We start from the raw sequence: 16,370 nt of genomic DNA, 5'->3' as shown, positions 1-16,370 counted from the left end.
CGATCACGGCTTTCAGAGTTCTCTCAGAGCGTGGCTGTACTGTCGCCTCGAACCCCACGACCGAAGGATTTCGATCGATGACGCGTAACTCTCTGGCCAGAACTCTGTCTCTCGGTGTGTTGGCCGTGGCGACGAGCTCGATGCTGGTGGCCTGCGGAAGTGACGACTCGACAGCCACTGGTGCTCCGACGAGCACGACCTCGGCCGCCGAGACGACAACCGAGGCGAGTTCGACGACGTCGGCGGCCGAGAGCACCACCGCTGCACCGACCACGAGCCCGGGTGAGGCGGCCACTGCGCCGCCGGAGCAGCCGCAGCCGGTCCCGGACGACTTTCCCGGTCCGACGGAGAGCCAGATCGACGACCGCGGGCAGAGCTTCCTCGACGAGTTGAAGAAGCAGGGCGTCACCCCGGCGGGCAACGGCGACATCGCGGTGTCGACGGCCAATTACATCTGTGCCGCACAGGCGCAGGGTGTTGCTGCCGACGAGATCTCGACCTACGTCACCGCCAATGTCGGCGTCGAGGCGAGCGCGTCCGGAACGCAGATCAACGAAACGCAGGCCCAGCAAACGGCCCAGACGTACATCACCGCCGCTCAGGCGACGTACTGCAGGCCGTAGATCCAGGTTGATGGAGACCCACGCCGATGGCCAAGCGTAAGCGCAGAATCCTCCCGGTGATCGCCGTTGCGGTGATCGTCGGTCTGATCATCGTCGCTCTCTGGTACCTGCTCGCCGGACGGCTACCCACGGGTCCGGGCACGCCCGTGCCCCCGCCCGGACCGGAGGAGCCGACGGCCCAGCCGGCCGACTGCCCCGACGTTCAGGTCATCGCCATTCCCGGCACCTGGGAGTCCTCGGCCACCGACGATCCGTACAACCCGACGGCCAACCCGCTGTCGCTGATGCTCAACGTCACGCGTCCGCTGCAGGAGCAGTTCCCCGGATCGCGCGCAGACGTATTCACCGTGCCGTACGTCGCCCAGTTCTCGAATCCGATTGCTCTGCCGCCGGACGGTCAGCAGTCCTACAACAACAGCCGCACCGAGGGTAAAGCTGTTGCTGTTCAGAAGATGATCGATGTGAGCGCACGGTGCCCGCTCACCAACTTCGTCCTCACCGGCTTCTCTCAGGGCGCTGTGATCTCCGGCGACATCGCGTCCGACATCGGCGCGGGCAACGGGCCCATCTCCGCCGATCGCGTTCTCGGGGTCACTCTCATCGCCGACGGTCGCCGCGACGGGGTGTCCGGTACCGACATTCCGGCTCCGCTCGACGGCGTCGGTGCAGAGGTAGCGCTCGGCGGACTCGACCTGCCCGGAATTACCATGACGGGGCGTCGGGACGGCGGGTTCGGTGCGCTCGACGACCGGACCAATCAGATCTGCGCACCCGGGGACTTGATCTGTTCCTCTCCGTCGGATGGATTGTCGCTGCGCAACATTCCGCAGAGCATCCAAATTCTGATCGGTGCTGCGGGCAATCCCGTGCACGCGTCGTACAACAGTTTCGTCGTCGACGGCTCCGGCACGACGGCCACGCAGTGGACGGCGGCGTGGGCTGCCGGGCTGATCGAGAATGCCCCGACACCCGCTCATTCGTGAGTACCTGTCGGTTTATAACGGACACATCACAACGCGGCGTGTCGCGAGCTATTGCCGCGCACAAACCTGAGCCCGGCAACCCCCAGCCGGTGTGATCCGTTCCGGTGAGCGGCTAGAGTGACGCCTTGGACCTGCGCAGATCTGCTTCGGCCGCCTGCGTCCAGCGCCCTACCGACCAGCTGCTTTCAGACCGCCGCACGTTCGAAGACCCCCGAGGAGAGCATTAGATGAGTTCCGCCGAGGCCGCGACCGCCGGGCCGCGCAAATTCCGATTCGCTGCGGGCGGAGAGGGAAACGCCGAGGAGGGCGGGGCTCGGAAATTCATCAAGCTGGCGCAACAGGCCGAGGAACTGGGTTACGACAGCTTCATGATTCCCGATCACCTGGGTAATCAGGTCGGTCCTATTGCAGCGCTCGGCGCACTTGCCGTCGCCACCGACAAGATCCGGCTCGGCACCGCAGTGCTGGCGAACGGCTTCCGCCACCCTGCGGTGCTGGCCAAGGACGCGGCGACGATCGACGTGCTCTCGGGTGGACGGCTCGAGCTCGGTCTCGGTGCAGGGTGGATGCGCGAGGAGTACGACAAGGCAGGCATCACGTACGACCGTCCGGGCGTGCGGATCGAGAAGCTGGAGGAGACCCTCGAGATTCTCGACGTGCTGTTGCGCGGTCAGGAGTGCAACTTCGAGGGCAAGCACTACACGATCACCGGGCTCAAGGGCAGTCCTCGGCCGCGGCAGGGACCGCGTCCGCCGATCTGCATCGGTGGCGGCGGACCGAGGATGCTCGCGTTGGCGGCCAAGCACGCGGACATCATCTCCGTGGTGCCGAGCACCTCGAAGGAAGGCAAGTTGCTGCTGTCGGGCATGACCATCGAGAAGACCCTCGAGCGCGTCGAGCTGATTCGTGCGGCCGCAGGCGACCGGTTCGACGACATCGAACTGAACTGGGCGATCACCACCATCGTCGTGACCGACGATCGGGAACAGATGGCGGAGATGGCGCTTGCGGCTCTGGACAACGGCTACCCGCCGAACGTGGACGTCGACGTAAAGCTGACCGTCGAGGACATTCTGTCGTCCCCGTACCTCGCATTCGGGACGTACGACGAGATCGCCGATCAGATCCGTAACGTTCGCGCGCGGACCACGATGTCCTATGTCGGGGTTTTCCCTACTCAAATGGAAGCATTCGCACCGGTCGTCGACTTGCTGAAAGGCGAGTGACACAGGTGTGTGTCGGTACCATGTAGCTGGCCACGAGGCCAGGTGCCAAACCGACACCGCTAGAGCTACTAATCAGTAACATCAAACGCTGTTCGGTGTCTGCACTCGTGCAGTCAGGGCGTGCGGGCCAAGTTCACGCAGGCTGGACGGCAGCGGATTCGTGTCGGAGGAGATTGAAGTAATGAGCCACAATTTCGATGATTTCATCGATGAGAACGGCCACATCACCATCGGCGAAGGGCAAACGCTCGTCCGCCATGTCGAGGTGAACGTAGAGGAGAACGCCGACACGCTCGCGTACCGGTTCGTCGACTACTCGCGGGAGCGCGACGGCGAAGCCCACGAGTTGACCTGGGCCGAGTTCGGTACTCGCCTCAAGGCCGTCGCGGCTCGCCTGCAGCAGGTCACCCAGCCCGGTGACCGTGTCGCGATCCTGGCCCCGCAGGGGCTCGAGTACGTCGTCGCTTTTTTCGGCGCGATCTATGCGGGCACCATCGCAGTACCGCTGTTCGATCCCGACGAGCCGGGCCACACCGACCGCCTGCATGCCGTCCTCGGCGACTGCAAGCCCAGCGCGATCCTCACCGCAGGTAACTCGGCCGCGGGCGTGCGCGCGTTCTTCCGAGCGCTGCCCGCCGCGGAGCGCCCCCGGATCATCGCCGTCGACGCCGTTCCGGACAGCGTCGGCGAAACCTGGGTCGAGCCGACGGCAACGCTGGACGACATCGCATACCTGCAGTACACGTCGGGCTCGACGCGAACTCCGGCAGGCGTCGAGATCACCCACCGCGCAGTCGGCGTCAACGCACTGCAGATGGTCGACAGCATGGAGATCAACCACGACTCCCGCGGCGTCACCTGGCTGCCGATGTTCCACGACATGGGCCTGCTCACCGTCATCCTCCCGGCGCTCGGTGGCAAATACATCACCATCATGAGCCCGCGCGCATTCGTGCAGCGGCCGTGGCGCTGGATCAAGGAGCTCGCTGCGGTCTCCGACGGCGCAGGCACGTTCGCGGCGGCACCGAACTTCGCGTTCGAGCACGCCGCCCAGCGTGGACTGCCGAAGAACGGCGAGAGCCTGGATCTGTCGAACGTCATCGGCCTGATCAACGGCAGCGAGCCCGTCACGACGTCGTCGATGAAGAAGTTCAACGAGGCGTTCGGCCCCTACGGTCTGCCGAAGTCCGCCATCAAGCCGTCCTACGGCATGGCCGAGGCCACGTTGTTCGTCTCGACGAGCAAGCACGCCGACGAGGCCAAGGTGGTCTACGTCGACCGCGTCGAGCTCAACGCGGGCAACTTCGTCGTGGTCGCCCCCGATGCGCCCGGTGCCATCCCGCAGGTGTCCACCGGAACGGTCGCCCGCAGCCAGTGGGCAGCCATCGTCGATTCCGAGACCGCCACCGAGGTTCCCGACGAGCACGTCGGAGAGATCTGGTTGCACGGCGAGAACATCGGTCAGGGCTACTGGGGTCGCGAGACCGAGACCACCGAAACCTTCCACAACAAGCTCGTTCACCGGGTTCCCGAGGGCTCGCACGCAGACGGTGCTCCCGAGGGTGGCAACTGGATGCGCACCGGCGACTTCGGTGTCTATCACGACGGCGAGCTCTACATCACCGGTCGCGTCAAGGACCTCGTGATCGTCGACGGCCGCAATCACTACCCGCAGGACCTCGAGTTCTCGGCACAGGAAGCCAGCAAGGCGCTGCGGCCGGGCTTCGTCGCGGCGTTCGCCGTGCCGCTCAACCAGCTCCCCGACATCGTGTTCGAGTTCAGTGGTGCGGCTCTGACGAAGGACTCGGACGACAGCTCCGAGCAGCTCGTCATCGTCGCCGAGCGCGCTCCGGGCTCCGGCAAAGCGGACCCGCAGCCGATCGCCGACGAGGTACGTGCCGCGGTGTCCGCGCGACACGGCGTCACGGTCCGCGACGTTCTCCTCGTGCCTGCCGGTTCCATCCCGCGTACCTCCAGCGGCAAGATCGCCCGGCGCGCCTGCAAGGCCGCCTACATCGAGGGCACGCTCCGTGGCGGCTACCAGCAGACGGCCTTCCCCGACGCCGAACTGCCCGACTGACGAACGCGCACCCTCCGTTTTCCTCCGACACAACTTGGTGAGTAATGGCTGAACTAGAGACAGACAAAATCGAGCAGGTCGGAGGCGGCGACCTCACCGTTGCGCAGCTTCGTGATTGGCTGCGCAACTGGGTTGCCGACGCGACCGGTCAACCGGCGTCGGCCATCTCCGACGACCGGCCGATGGAGGAGTTCGGTCTGTCCTCTCGCGATGCCGTCGCGCTCAGCGGCGAGATCGAGGAGCTGGTGGGGGTCACGTTGACCGCCACCGTCGTCTATCAGCACCCCACCATCGCCTCGCTCGCCAAGATCATCATCGAGGGTGAACCCGAGGAGCCGGTCGGCACCGTCGACGACGCGTTCTACACCAGCGGCGGGCAGTCGGGCGACGCCCACGACGTCGCGATCGTCGGCCTCTCGTCTCGCTTCCCCGGCACCGGACACACTCCGGAACAGATGTGGTCGCTGCTCATCGAGGGCCGCGACGGCATCACCGATCTGCCCGACGGCCGCTGGCAGGAATTCACCTCCGACCCCGTCATCGCGGCCGCGGTGGCCGCGACGGTCACCAAGGGCGGTTACCTCGACGACGTGAAGACCTTCGATGCCGAGTTCTTCGCGATGTCGCCCAACGAGGTCGTCAACGTCGATCCGCAGCAGCGGCTCGCACTGGAACTGACGTGGGAAGCGCTCGAGCACGCCCACATTCCGGCCAGCTCGGTCAAGGGCAGCCAGGTGGGCGTCTTCATCGGTAGCTCGTCCAACGACTACCAGCTCATCGCCGTCAGTGATCCGGCCGTGCACCCGTACGCGCTCACCGGCACTTCGACGGCCATCGTCGCCAACCGGGTGTCGTACTTCTACGACTTCCGCGGACCGTCGATCGCCGTCGACACCGCCTGCTCGTCCTCGCTCGTCGCCGTGCACCAGGCGGTGCGCAGCCTGCGTACCGGCGAATCCGATCTGGCCGTGGCGGGCGGCGTCAACATGCTGCTCGCGCCGCCGATCACCGTCGGATTCGGCCAGACCGGTGTGCTTGCGCCCGACGGCAAGATCAAGGCGTTCTCCTCCGACGCCAACGGCATGATCCGCTCCGAGGGTGGCGGACTCGTCGTCCTCAAGCGACTCGAAGATGCAGAGCGTGACGGCGATCAGGTGCTTGCCGTCATCGCCGGATCTGCGATCAATCAGGACGGCCGCTCGAACGGTCTGCTGGCACCGAACCCGGACGCGCAGGCCGACGCCCTGCGCTTCGCCTATCGCGACGCCGGCATCAACCCGTCGGGCGTGGACTACATCGAAGCCCACGGCACCGGAACCATCCTGGGCGATCCCATCGAGGCCGATGCACTCGGTCGCGTGGTGGGTCGAGGCCGCGACGCCGACAAGCCGGCATTGCTGGGATCGGCGAAGACCAACTTCGGGCACCTCGAATCTGCCGCAGGCGCAGCAGGATTGATCAAAGTCGTGCTCGCGATGCAGGCGAACAAGCTGCCCGCCTCGCTGAACTACGTGGGCCCCAACCCGTACATCGACTTCGACAAGGCGCACCTGAAGGTCATCCCGGAGGCCACCGACTGGCCGCGCTACACCGGCAAGGCCGTCGCGGGCGTCTCCGGCTTCGGCTTCGGCGGCACCAACGCACACGTCGTCGTGCGCGAGTACGTCCCGGGTGAGACCGACGGCGCGTTCGACGCTACGGCCGTGGATCCCGAGGCCGCTCTCGTCGAGGGTGTCACCGATGTGGCCGGTGAGGAACTGCCGATCGTGGCCGAGCCCGAACCCGAGCCTGTCGTGTCGGAGGTCGAGACCACGGATCCGGTTGCCGAGGCCGAGTCCATTCTCTCCGATGCCGAAACTGCTTCGGAGACAGTCATTCTCGCAGTGTCCGCAGCTCTGCCGTCGCGCCGCAAGCGAGCTGCAGCAGAGTTGGCCGATTGGCTCGAGACCGAAAAAGGCAGCACGACGCCTCTCGTCGACGTCGGCCGCACGTTGGCTCGCCGCAACCACGGCCGTTCGCGCGCAGTGGTTCTCGCGTCCACCACCGCAGAGGCCATCGCCGGATTGCGCGCCATCGCCGCAGGCAAGCCGGGTCCAGGGGTGTTCTCCGCGGACTCGCCCGCGTCCAACGGTGCAGTGTGGGTGTTCTCCGGATTCGGTTCGCAGCACCGCAAGATGGCATCGCGGCTCTACCGAACCAACCCGGTGTTCGCCGCCGAGGTCGACAAGGTCGACGAGCTGCTGGTCGACGAGGCCGGCTACTCCATCCGAGAGATCATCCTCGACGACTCGCAGACCTACGAGTTCGAGAACTCCCAGGTCGCGATCTTCGTCATCCAGATCGCCTTGGCCGCAACACTTCGCGCGCACGGCGCCGAGCCTGCGGCCGTCATCGGACACTCGATGGGTGAGGTTGCGGCCGCTTACGTCGCCGGTGGCCTGAACCTCGAAGATGCGGTGCGCATCATCTACGCCCGCTCGCGGCTGCTGGCCGAGGGCCAGGACGGCCTCGGAGCAGCGTCGCAGGGTGCCATGGCGCTCGTCGAGTACACCCCGGACGAGGTCAAGACCCTCACCGACCAGTTCCCGCACGTCGAGCCGTGCGTCTACGCCGCGCCGACGCACACCACCGTCGGCGGACCGCGCGCCGAGGTCGAGGCACTCGTCGAGATGGCCGAGGCCGCAGGCAAGATGGCCCGCCTGCTCGACGTCAAGGGAGCCGGCCACACCGCGGCAGTCGACGTACTGCTCGGTGAGCTGGCCGCCGAACTCGCCGGAATCGAACCGGGCAAGCTCACCGCCGGGGTCTACTCGTCGGTCGATCGTGAGGCGCACTATCGCGTCGGACATGCGGCGATCCATGGCGTCGACTACTGGACCAAGGGAATGCGTCATCCGGTCTGGTTCACGCAGGCCGTCAATGTCGCTGTGGGAGATGGGCATACGACGTTCATCGAGCTCGCGCCGAACCCCGTTGCACTGATGTCGGTGGCAGCGACCGCATGGGCTGCAGGTGTCGCCGACTCGACTCTGATCCCGACACTCAAGCGCAAGGAAGACGAGTCCGAGACCTTCCTGGCCGCGCTGGCGCAGTTGTACGTCCACGGACACGCGCTCGAGTTGGCAACGCTGTTCGAGTCCGGCTCGTACGCCGACATCCCGCGAACTGCGTATCTGCGCAAGGAGTTCTGGCTCAACTCGCAGGTCAGCTCCAGCGGCAACACCCGGGTGCCCGGCGCACGCGTCGCGCTGCCCGACGGCCGTCACGTCTGGGAAGTGCAGGCCTCTGCCGTCACCGGGTTCGATGCACTCGTCACGGCCGCGGCGTCGCAGGTGTTCTCCGATGTGGCACTGGGTGTTTCGGTCTCCCACGCTGCAGTGCCGAAGGTGGGCACGGTCGTGACCACACTGACCTCGCACCTCGGTGGGGCCTCGGTGCAGGTGCACGCGCACGAGGGCTCGGCATTCACCCTGCTGCACGAGGCAGTGGTCACCTCCGGTGACGCACGGCCGGAACCTGTTGTGGCCGTCGAGCAGCGCTCGTCGTCGCCGATGGAAGAGCTGCCGGAGGTCGTCGAGACGTTCGGTGATCGCTGGGATCCCAACGGCAATCAGAAGCTCGAAGACCGATTGGCGATCATCGTCGCGGAGTCCATGGGCTACGCGCCCGAGGACCTCCCGCCCGAGGTTCCGCTGATCGAGCTCGGTCTGGATTCGCTCAGCGCCGTCCGCATCAAGAACCGCGTGGAATACGAATTCGACATTCCCACAGTGCAATTGCAGGCCGTGCGCGACGCGAACCTGCGTGAGGTGGAGAAGTACCTGCGCTACGCGATCGAGAATCGCGACGAGGTGCAGGCTCTGGCCGACCAGCAGGCAGCGGAGAAGGCGGCGGAGCAGGCTGCTGTTGCACCGGCTTCGGTCGAGCCTGCTCCCGTTGCCGAGGACGGTGCTCCTGCCGAGGCTGCACCGGTCGAGAAGGCTGCTCCCGACGAGAAGGCTGCCCCGGCTGTTGCAGCCACGGCGCAGACCGACCTCGGTGGCAAGGAAGCGTTCGCCGAAGCCGCCGGTTCGGACGTCCCGCCGCGCGACAACGCCGAGCGGATGACGTTCGCAACGTGGGCAGTGGTGACGAAGGAATCGGCCAAGGGCATCTTCAACACCCTGCCGATCCTCGACGACGAGACGGCCGAGAAGTTGGCTGCCCGCTTGACCGAGCGGGCAGGCGGCGAGATCACCTTCGACGACGTTCTCGACTCGGAAACCATCGAGCAGCTCGCAGACAAGGTTCGCCCGCATCTCGAAGACGGTGAGATCGACGGTGTCGTGCGCAATCTCCGCGCCCGCCCCGAAGGTTCCAGCGCCACACCGGTGTTCGCATTCCACTCGGCCGGTAGCTCCACCGTCGCCTACGAGCCGTTGCTGCGGAAGCTGCCTGCAGGCACGCCGATGTACGGCCTCGAGCGTGTCGAAGGCCCGATCGCCGTGCGAGCCGCGGAGTACGTGCCGTTGATCAAGGCAATTCAGCCCGAAGGACCGTACGTGTTCGTCGGTTGGTCACTCGGCGGCATCCTCGCCTACGAGGTGGCGCGTCAGATGGAGGAAGAGGGTATCGAGGTCGCCTACGTGGGGCTGCTCGACACCGTCATGCCCGGCACCAAGATTCCCGATACCAAGGACGAAGTCCGCAAGCGTTGGGAGCGGTACGCGGAGTTCGCGAAGAAGACGTACAACGTCGACTACCCGATTCCCTACGACAAGTTGGTCGATGCCGACGACGAGGGCCAGATCCGCATCATCACCGATCTGGTCAAGCTCAGCGGCGCGAAGATTCCCGGCGGCATCATCGAGCATCAGCGCACGTCGTGGCTCGACAATCGTGCGATCCAAACTGCCGAACTCAAGGAGTACGGCGGGCACGTGACGCTGTATCTGGCCGACAAGTACCACGACGACGCGATCGCTCTCGAGCCTGCGTACGCCACCCGCGAAGAGCACGGTGGATGGGGGCCGGTGGTGAAGGACCTCGAGATCGTCTACGTCGGAGGCGATCACCTCGCGGTCGTCGACGAGCCGTACATTGGAAAAATTGCGGCCCATTTGTCGAAGACGCTCGAGAACATCGAGTCTGCAAGAACCGGAGCGTAGATCTTGAGTGGCACCACTGCGGAGAAGCTGGCCGAACTACGGGCGAGGCTCGAACTGGCCAAGGAACCGGCCGGCGAGATCGGGATAGCGAAACGTGCGAAGAAGGGCATCCCCAGTGCCCGAGATCGCGTCAACTCGTTGCTCGATCCCGGTAGCTTCGTCGAGATCGGCGCACTGGTGAAGGCCCCCAACGATCCCGGTGCTCTCTACAGCGACGGCGTCGTCACCGGCCACGGAACCGTCGACGGCCGTCCGATCGCGGTGTTCTCGCACGATCAGACGGTGTTCGGCGGAACCGTCGGCGAGATGTTCGGCCGCAAGGTCGCAGGCATCATGGACTTCGCGATCAAGATGGGCTGCCCGGTCGTCGGCATCAACGACTCCGGTGGAGCTCGCGTGCAGGACGCCGTCACCTCTCTCGCGTGGTACGCCGAACTGGGTAGACGCCACGAGGCGCTGTCCGGCCTGTGCCCACAGATCTCGTTGATCCTCGGCAAGTGCGCCGGTGGTGCGGTGTACGCGCCCATCAACACCGACATCGTCGTCGCCACCGAAGAGGCGTACATGTTCGTCACCGGTCCGGACATCATCAAGTCCGTGACCGGCGAGGATGTCAGCCTCGACGACCTCGGTAGTGCGAGGGTGCAGGCGATCAACGGCAACGTGCACCACGTGGCTGCGGACGAGAAGGCCGCGTTCGACTGGATCCGAAACTATCTGAGCTACATGCCGTCGAGCTGCCAGGAAGAGTCGCCGGTGATCAATCCGGGACTCGAGCCCGAGATCACCGACTCCGATCGCAAGCTCGACTCGTTCATGCCAGACGCCGACAATGCCGGCTACGACATGCGCGACATCATCATGCGGATCTTCGACGACGGTGAATTCCACGAACTCTCGGGGCAGACGGCACCGAACGTGATCACCGGCTTCGCTCGCGTCGACGGTCGGCCGGTGGGAATCGTCGGCAATCAGCCGATGCACCTGTCCGGAGCACTCGACGCCAAAGCAGCCGACAAGGCTGCCCGATTCATTCGTCTCAGCGATGCCTACAACATTCCGATCATCTTCCTCGTCGACACACCCGGATTCCTGCCCGGCGTGGACCAGGAAACCCTCGGCGTCATCCATCGCGGTGGCCGTTTCATCTTCTCGTTCGTCGAAGCGACGGTGCCGAAACTGACTGTGGTGATCCGTAAGTCGTACGGCGGCGGATACGCGGTGATGGGCTCGAAGCAGCTCGGATCCGACATCAACCTCGCCTGGCCGACCGCCCGCATCGCCGTCATGGGTGCCGAGGGTGCCATCAACATCATGAGTCGCAAGCAACTTGCCGAAGCAGGCGAAAATGCACCGGCCCTGCGCAAGCAGCTGATCAACTTCTACAACGAGCATGTCGCAACCCCGTGGATCGCGGCCGAGCGCGGGTACATCGACGCCGTCATCGAGCCGTCGAGCACGCGTCTCGAAATCCGCAAGGCCCTGCACATACTCAGGGACAAAGAAGTGATCAAGAGTCCGCGTAAGCACTCGTTGCTCCCGATCTAGTTCTCGGTCTCGGTCCGGTCCGGTCGCTTCGCTCCCGTTCGCGTCAATGGACCACTGCACCGGTCAGACGTATGCAATGGTCCATTCACGCATCAGCCGCGGCTGTGTCAATGGACCACTGCACCGGTCAGACGTGTTCGATGGTCCATTCACGCGGTCGACTCGCGCGGAACCATCACCACATCCGGTCGAGGTCTGGCTAGAGCGTGCTGATAGTTCATCCGTAATTCTTCGAGCACCTGGTTCGGCCGATCGCGGATGTCTTGCGGTGAATGGGATACGACGATCAGTCCGTGGGCCTGCATTCGGTTGCGTCGGGCCTGTGTCCGCTGGTAGTCGGCTGGTGACAAGTGATGGGCTACGGAATCGATTTCTCGTGCCAGTGCCACGGCGTCGATCCACCCGTCGGTGTTGGCGATGAACTCGCCGCTCCGGGCGTAAATGTCGCAGTTGTGTGTCATCGCAGGCAGCCCGCTGGTTCGGTAGAGTCGCTGGTCCTCGAGTTCCGCCACCGAGTGCGCGTTGTCCCGCAACTCGCGGAGCACTCGGCGGGTGAGGGCGCTGTAGCGACGCGGCCCTTCGGCCAATTCGACGGCTATCTCGTTGATGGATGCGCCGCCTCTTTGGAGCACCTCGGTCAGCAGGGCGACGCATCGCGCCTCGGATTTCGCGGCCCGTGTGGCGTCGACCAATGAACGCACCAGAGGAGCAACTCGGATGCTGCCCTTGGTGATCGGCTCGGGAAGCCGCCACGTCCGCTCTGCTCGGACGAAAGACACCGATGCCCGACGCATCTCCGCGGGTAGCAGTAGATGAGTCTCCCCGGCGGATCCGTTGGCGCCGTATCCGAACGAATCGAGTCCGACGCAGCCGGTGATCATGCTCTTCGGTCCGCCGTATGCGAGCGCCGCGGCTGACCGCTCGAGCGTCGACGGATGGCCGTTGCGCAGCAGTACGACTCCCGGTAGCAACCGCTGCCACGGACCGCCGGCCGCGCACCTGCCGTCGATCGCTGCGTCACTCACGCCCGCCTCGCGAAGCTGCCTGCGCGTCACGACGCCAGTCGAGCTCAGGTCGAACAATGAACCCGCATTCCACAGTCGTCTTTTCATGCCCGAAGAGTGAAATTCGGCACCGACACGTTTGTCGCGTTCAGGCGCTGTCGCGGGTTGTCTGTGGATAGCCGACCAGGCTGTGAATGGATTGGTTGAGGCCGGTCGTGAGCCGGACGACGCTGTCGGAGTCGGATGATAGGGCCGGCCGATGGAGTCGGATGGCGCGATGGCGTCCGCGGTCCCTGCCCCACCGGAAGGTGAATGGACCATTGTCGCGCTCAGACGTATGCCAAGGTCCATTGACCCACAACAGGCCGAAACGTGAATGGACCCTTGCACGGTCGAGACGTGTGCAAGGGTCCATTGACGCAAAGCGGGCGGGCGGTCAGTCCTCGAATACGCGCAACTGTCCGTCCTTGTAGAAACCGGATCGGGTGACGTCGGCGGTCTCGAGTTCTGCGGGCACGGCGCTGGGGTAGTACTGCTCGTAGCGTTCGAGTGAACCCCAGTCCCTGGCCCAGTCGTTTTTCAGGTACGTGGGCACGGTGACGGGCTTGGCGAGCAGTTCGGACCAGCCGAGTGGGCCGCCGTTCTCGCCGGATTGCCAGGTGTCGGTGGAGCTGACGGCCAGTGGGCGGTCGGGGAGGATGCGGTATCCGGGCACCTCGGCGACGCCGTACTGGTGGTCGAAGGGGCGCTGGCACGGGAATTGCAGTCCGACGGCCCAGTCGAGCAGAACGGGCTGCTCACTGCCGATCATGGTGTTCAGGTTTTCCATCACCGGAACTCGCGGCGGGGTGAATGCGAGCCATTGGTCGCCGGTGAGGTTGGGGTCGTTGGCGACGATGCGGACGGCGTCGGCGTCGGGTGCGATGTCTGCCAACGGGATTCGGAGGTTGCGCCACGAGGGTGCAGGTCCGATGTCGCGGGGCAGGTAGGTGCCCTGGGCCTGGACGGTTCCGTCGGGCTGACGTTTGCCGTATTCGAGCAGCAGTGACTGTCCGTAGGTGAGGGCTCCGGTGTCGTCGTAGGACCAGATGCGTCCGGCTGCAGAGAAGACGACCAGGGGTGCGTCGTCGCTACGAGCGGGCAGTTGGTACCAGCTCGAGGTGGCCGACGCGGGTTCCTGGATGCCTTCCTGGTACGAGCCGAGTACCGGGGTGGTGGCGGGGTCGAGACCGAAGGGGAGAGCTGCGTTCGAGCCGTTGACGCCCACCGCGCCGGTGCCGCCTGCGGTACCCGAGCTCTGGCCCTCCTCGAAGGCGGGCCCGACGGCCTGTTGGTCGGTGTTGCCTTGTCCTGGTTTGACTTCCACGGCATCGGCGCTCAGGTCGCTGGGGATGCCGTTGGCGGTGAAGTTGCGCAGGGTCGAACTTGCGCCGCCGAGGGGTCCTGCGACGGGGTCGAACTCCTCGGCCAGTGGGCTCAGGATGCCTGCGTTGGGATTCGACTCGACGAGCACGTCGTTGGCGAGTCCGCACGAATTGCCCAGCACCGATTGCACATTCGAGCGTGCGAGCGAGTATGCGGGATACTGCGAGACGGCGCCCTTGACGAGCGAGAGCACCTCGAACAGCACCATGATTCCGGCGATGACGGTCAGTGGCGCGGCGGCGAACTTTCGGATGCGTTTACCGCGCGGAGACGCCGGCTTCGGTTGTGGCGGAGCGTATCCCTCGCGCAGGTATTGGAATGCGGCGACGGCGAGGACCAGTCCGAAGAGGATGAGGAACAGGGTGCCTGATTCGTTGCCACCCAGCGACACCGTCTTGTCGAACCACGGCACGCCGTAGCTCGAGACGTACCAGTAGCCGTTGATGCCCGAGAACGACAGTGCGAGAACGAACATCAGCCCGGCCGCGAACAACGATCGGTTGCGCCGCGAGCGCAGGGCGCTGGCGGACACGGCGACGGCGGTCAGTGCGGCGAGTCCACCGGCGATTCCGGCGTAGGAACCGAAGTGGTGGGTCCACTTGGTGGGGTTGAACATCATGAAGAAGATGGTGCCGAGCACGACGCCGAGCAGACGCCAGGCCGGTCCGTTCGAGATGCCGGGGATGCGGCGACGACGCAGCAGCACGAACAGCGTCGTGAACAGGCACAGGATCATCGTCAGGAACGCGAAGCGGCGTGCCACGGAGCCGTCCACGGTCTGCACGAACAGGTAGTAGTAGCGCAGGAAGTCCTGGTACCAGGCCTCGTTGGGGCCGATGATGGTGCGCACGCGGGTGGATTCGATGACCGTTGCGTACGTCTGGTCGGCGAAGACCACGACGAGCACGAGCACGCCGGCTGCGGCCAACGGTGCCAGCAGGGCGAGGGTGCCGACCTGACGGTGGCGTCGGACGACGATCCGCGCGATGGGCCGTGCGCCGGCGAGAAGTGCTGCCACACACATCAATCCGGTGGGAGCAGCCGCGAGGGTGAAGGCGCCGATCAGACACGCCGCGGCGGCGGGGAGCAGTCTGCCGGTGGCGATGGAGCGTTCCACCGAGCACCAGGTGAGCAGTGCGCCGAGGGCGACGATGGGCTCGGGCCGCAGACCGTTGTTGTACGGCAGCCAGAACGCGAGGAACACCAGTCCACCGGTCCACAGGGCGACGTTGGATTTGCGGACAGCGCGGCCGAGGCGCGGCACCACCTCACGACTGATGACCATCCAGCACAGGACTCCGGCGATAAGGGCGGGCAGTCTCATCCACGGACTGGCGGTCGAGATCTTGGCGAAGACGGCGAGCACGTCGTAGTACCAGCCGAACGGTGCCTCGGGGACGCCGAACCAGCGGAAGTAGTTGGCCATGTAGCCGGAGTGATCGGCGGCGCGGGCCATCGTGAGCAGGTAGCCGTCGTCGGAGGTGTTCGCGCCGACGAAGTGCCAACCGACCAGAACACCGAGAACGGTGACGTCGACGCCGGTGAACTTCCACCAGTGGGACGGGAAGAAGCGACGGTGCGCGCGGCCGTCGGTGCCGTCGAGCCGGCCCAGCGCGCCGATGGCCAGCGCTGTGCAGGCAATCGCGAGAATCATGATCAGAGACTTGAGCAACGTCGGCGACGACGAGAAGCGGGAGTCGACGTCGACGGTGACGGACATGTCGGCCGGGGCCGCGCCGCTCAGATCGCTGAAGATGCCGACCACCTGGGGGCGCAGATCGCCGTCGAGCCTGCCCTCGATCGCTTGGCCGTCGTCGTTCGTCAGTCCGGTGAAGGCCGCGGAGGTGTACTGGTCGTTCGAGGTGATCTCGATGGCCGCGCACCGGGTGCTCTGGACATCGGCGCGAGGTGCCGTCGCGACGACGACGTTGCGGTCCAGGACGTCGACGTTCGATTCGCCGACGCGCACGAACAGACTGTTGAGCGCGGCGCCCTCACCCTGCGGGGGCGCAGTCGCCAGCAGCAGCCCGCCCGACGCGGGGAGTGCGGCGACCGCAGAGCACGGCAGGGTGGCGGTGAGGCTCACCGGTGCCTGGGACACCAGTGGGGCATCCACGTCCTGCAGGAGCCCGTTCTGCGGCCACGAAATGGTGGCGGTGGTCTGTGTGACGGGCGCGAACGGGGTGATCAGTGCGAACAGCACACCGAGCACGCCGGTCACCATGGCGATCAGCCGTGGAATTCGTACCTGAGCACGAAGTTCGTCCGAGGCTCGCAGAGGAGCGGGGACAGGGGGACCAGCTGATGAATCTGTCACGACGTCGGGCACGAGAG

The 16,370-nt window shown here is 65.5% G+C and carries 8 protein-coding genes; 6 read left to right on the top strand and 2 right to left on the bottom strand.

What is annotated here, in order from left to right; all coding sequences use genetic code 11:
- The first annotated feature begins 77 nt into the window (after window positions 1-77).
- The 6 genes from CH275_RS28735 to CH275_RS28710 all read left to right on the top strand — a co-directional run bounded on the left by CH275_RS28735 (window position 78) and on the right by CH275_RS28710 (window position 11,607).
- On the top strand, window positions 78-623 hold the full coding sequence (locus CH275_RS28735; RefSeq protein WP_094681468.1) for a DUF732 domain-containing protein: 546 nt from the start codon (window positions 78-80) through the stop codon (window positions 621-623).
- A gap of 26 nt (window positions 624-649) precedes the next feature.
- Window positions 650-1,606, top strand: a complete 957-nt coding sequence (locus tag CH275_RS28730) for a cutinase family protein (RefSeq protein WP_094681467.1) — start codon at window positions 650-652, stop codon at window positions 1,604-1,606.
- Window positions 1,607-1,833: 227 nt separating this feature from the next.
- The gene (locus tag CH275_RS28725; protein WP_094681466.1) at window positions 1,834-2,832 is read left to right on the top strand and encodes an LLM class F420-dependent oxidoreductase; all 999 of its coding nucleotides are present in this window, start codon (window positions 1,834-1,836) and stop codon (window positions 2,830-2,832) included.
- A 181-nt stretch (window positions 2,833-3,013) separates the two neighbouring features.
- Complete coding sequence (gene fadD32 / locus CH275_RS28720; RefSeq protein WP_094681465.1) at window positions 3,014-4,912, top strand: long-chain-fatty-acid--AMP ligase FadD32; 1,899 nt, start codon at window positions 3,014-3,016, stop codon at window positions 4,910-4,912.
- Between the two features lie 44 nt (window positions 4,913-4,956).
- On the top strand, window positions 4,957-10,059 hold the full coding sequence (pks13, locus tag CH275_RS28715; protein ID WP_094681464.1) for a polyketide synthase Pks13: 5,103 nt from the start codon (window positions 4,957-4,959) through the stop codon (window positions 10,057-10,059).
- Between the two features lie 3 nt (window positions 10,060-10,062).
- A complete protein-coding gene (locus tag CH275_RS28710) occupies window positions 10,063-11,607 on the top strand; it encodes an acyl-CoA carboxylase subunit beta (RefSeq protein WP_094681463.1) in 1,545 nt (514 codons plus the stop codon).
- Between the two features lie 149 nt (window positions 11,608-11,756).
- Here CH275_RS28710 and CH275_RS28705 read toward each other — a convergent pair whose 3' ends face one another.
- Both CH275_RS28705 and CH275_RS28700 read right to left on the bottom strand, forming a co-directional pair.
- Window positions 11,757-12,719, bottom strand: coding sequence for a hypothetical protein (locus CH275_RS28705; protein ID WP_094681462.1), 963 nt, complete (start codon window positions 12,717-12,719; stop codon window positions 11,757-11,759).
- A gap of 328 nt (window positions 12,720-13,047) precedes the next feature.
- Window positions 13,048-16,365 carry an arabinosyltransferase domain-containing protein gene (locus CH275_RS28700; RefSeq protein WP_094681461.1) on the bottom strand — a complete coding sequence of 1,106 codons (3,318 nt, stop codon included), beginning with the start codon at window positions 16,363-16,365 and terminating at the stop codon, window positions 13,048-13,050.
- Window positions 16,366-16,370: the final 5 nt, after the last annotated feature.

The organism is Rhodococcus sp. 06-235-1A (assembly GCF_002258785.1).
In the GTDB taxonomy this organism is placed as follows: Bacteria; Actinomycetota; Actinomycetes; order Mycobacteriales; family Mycobacteriaceae; genus Rhodococcoides.
The sequence above is the reverse complement of the archived record's forward strand: the minus strand, read 5'-3'. Positions and strand labels throughout refer to the sequence as shown.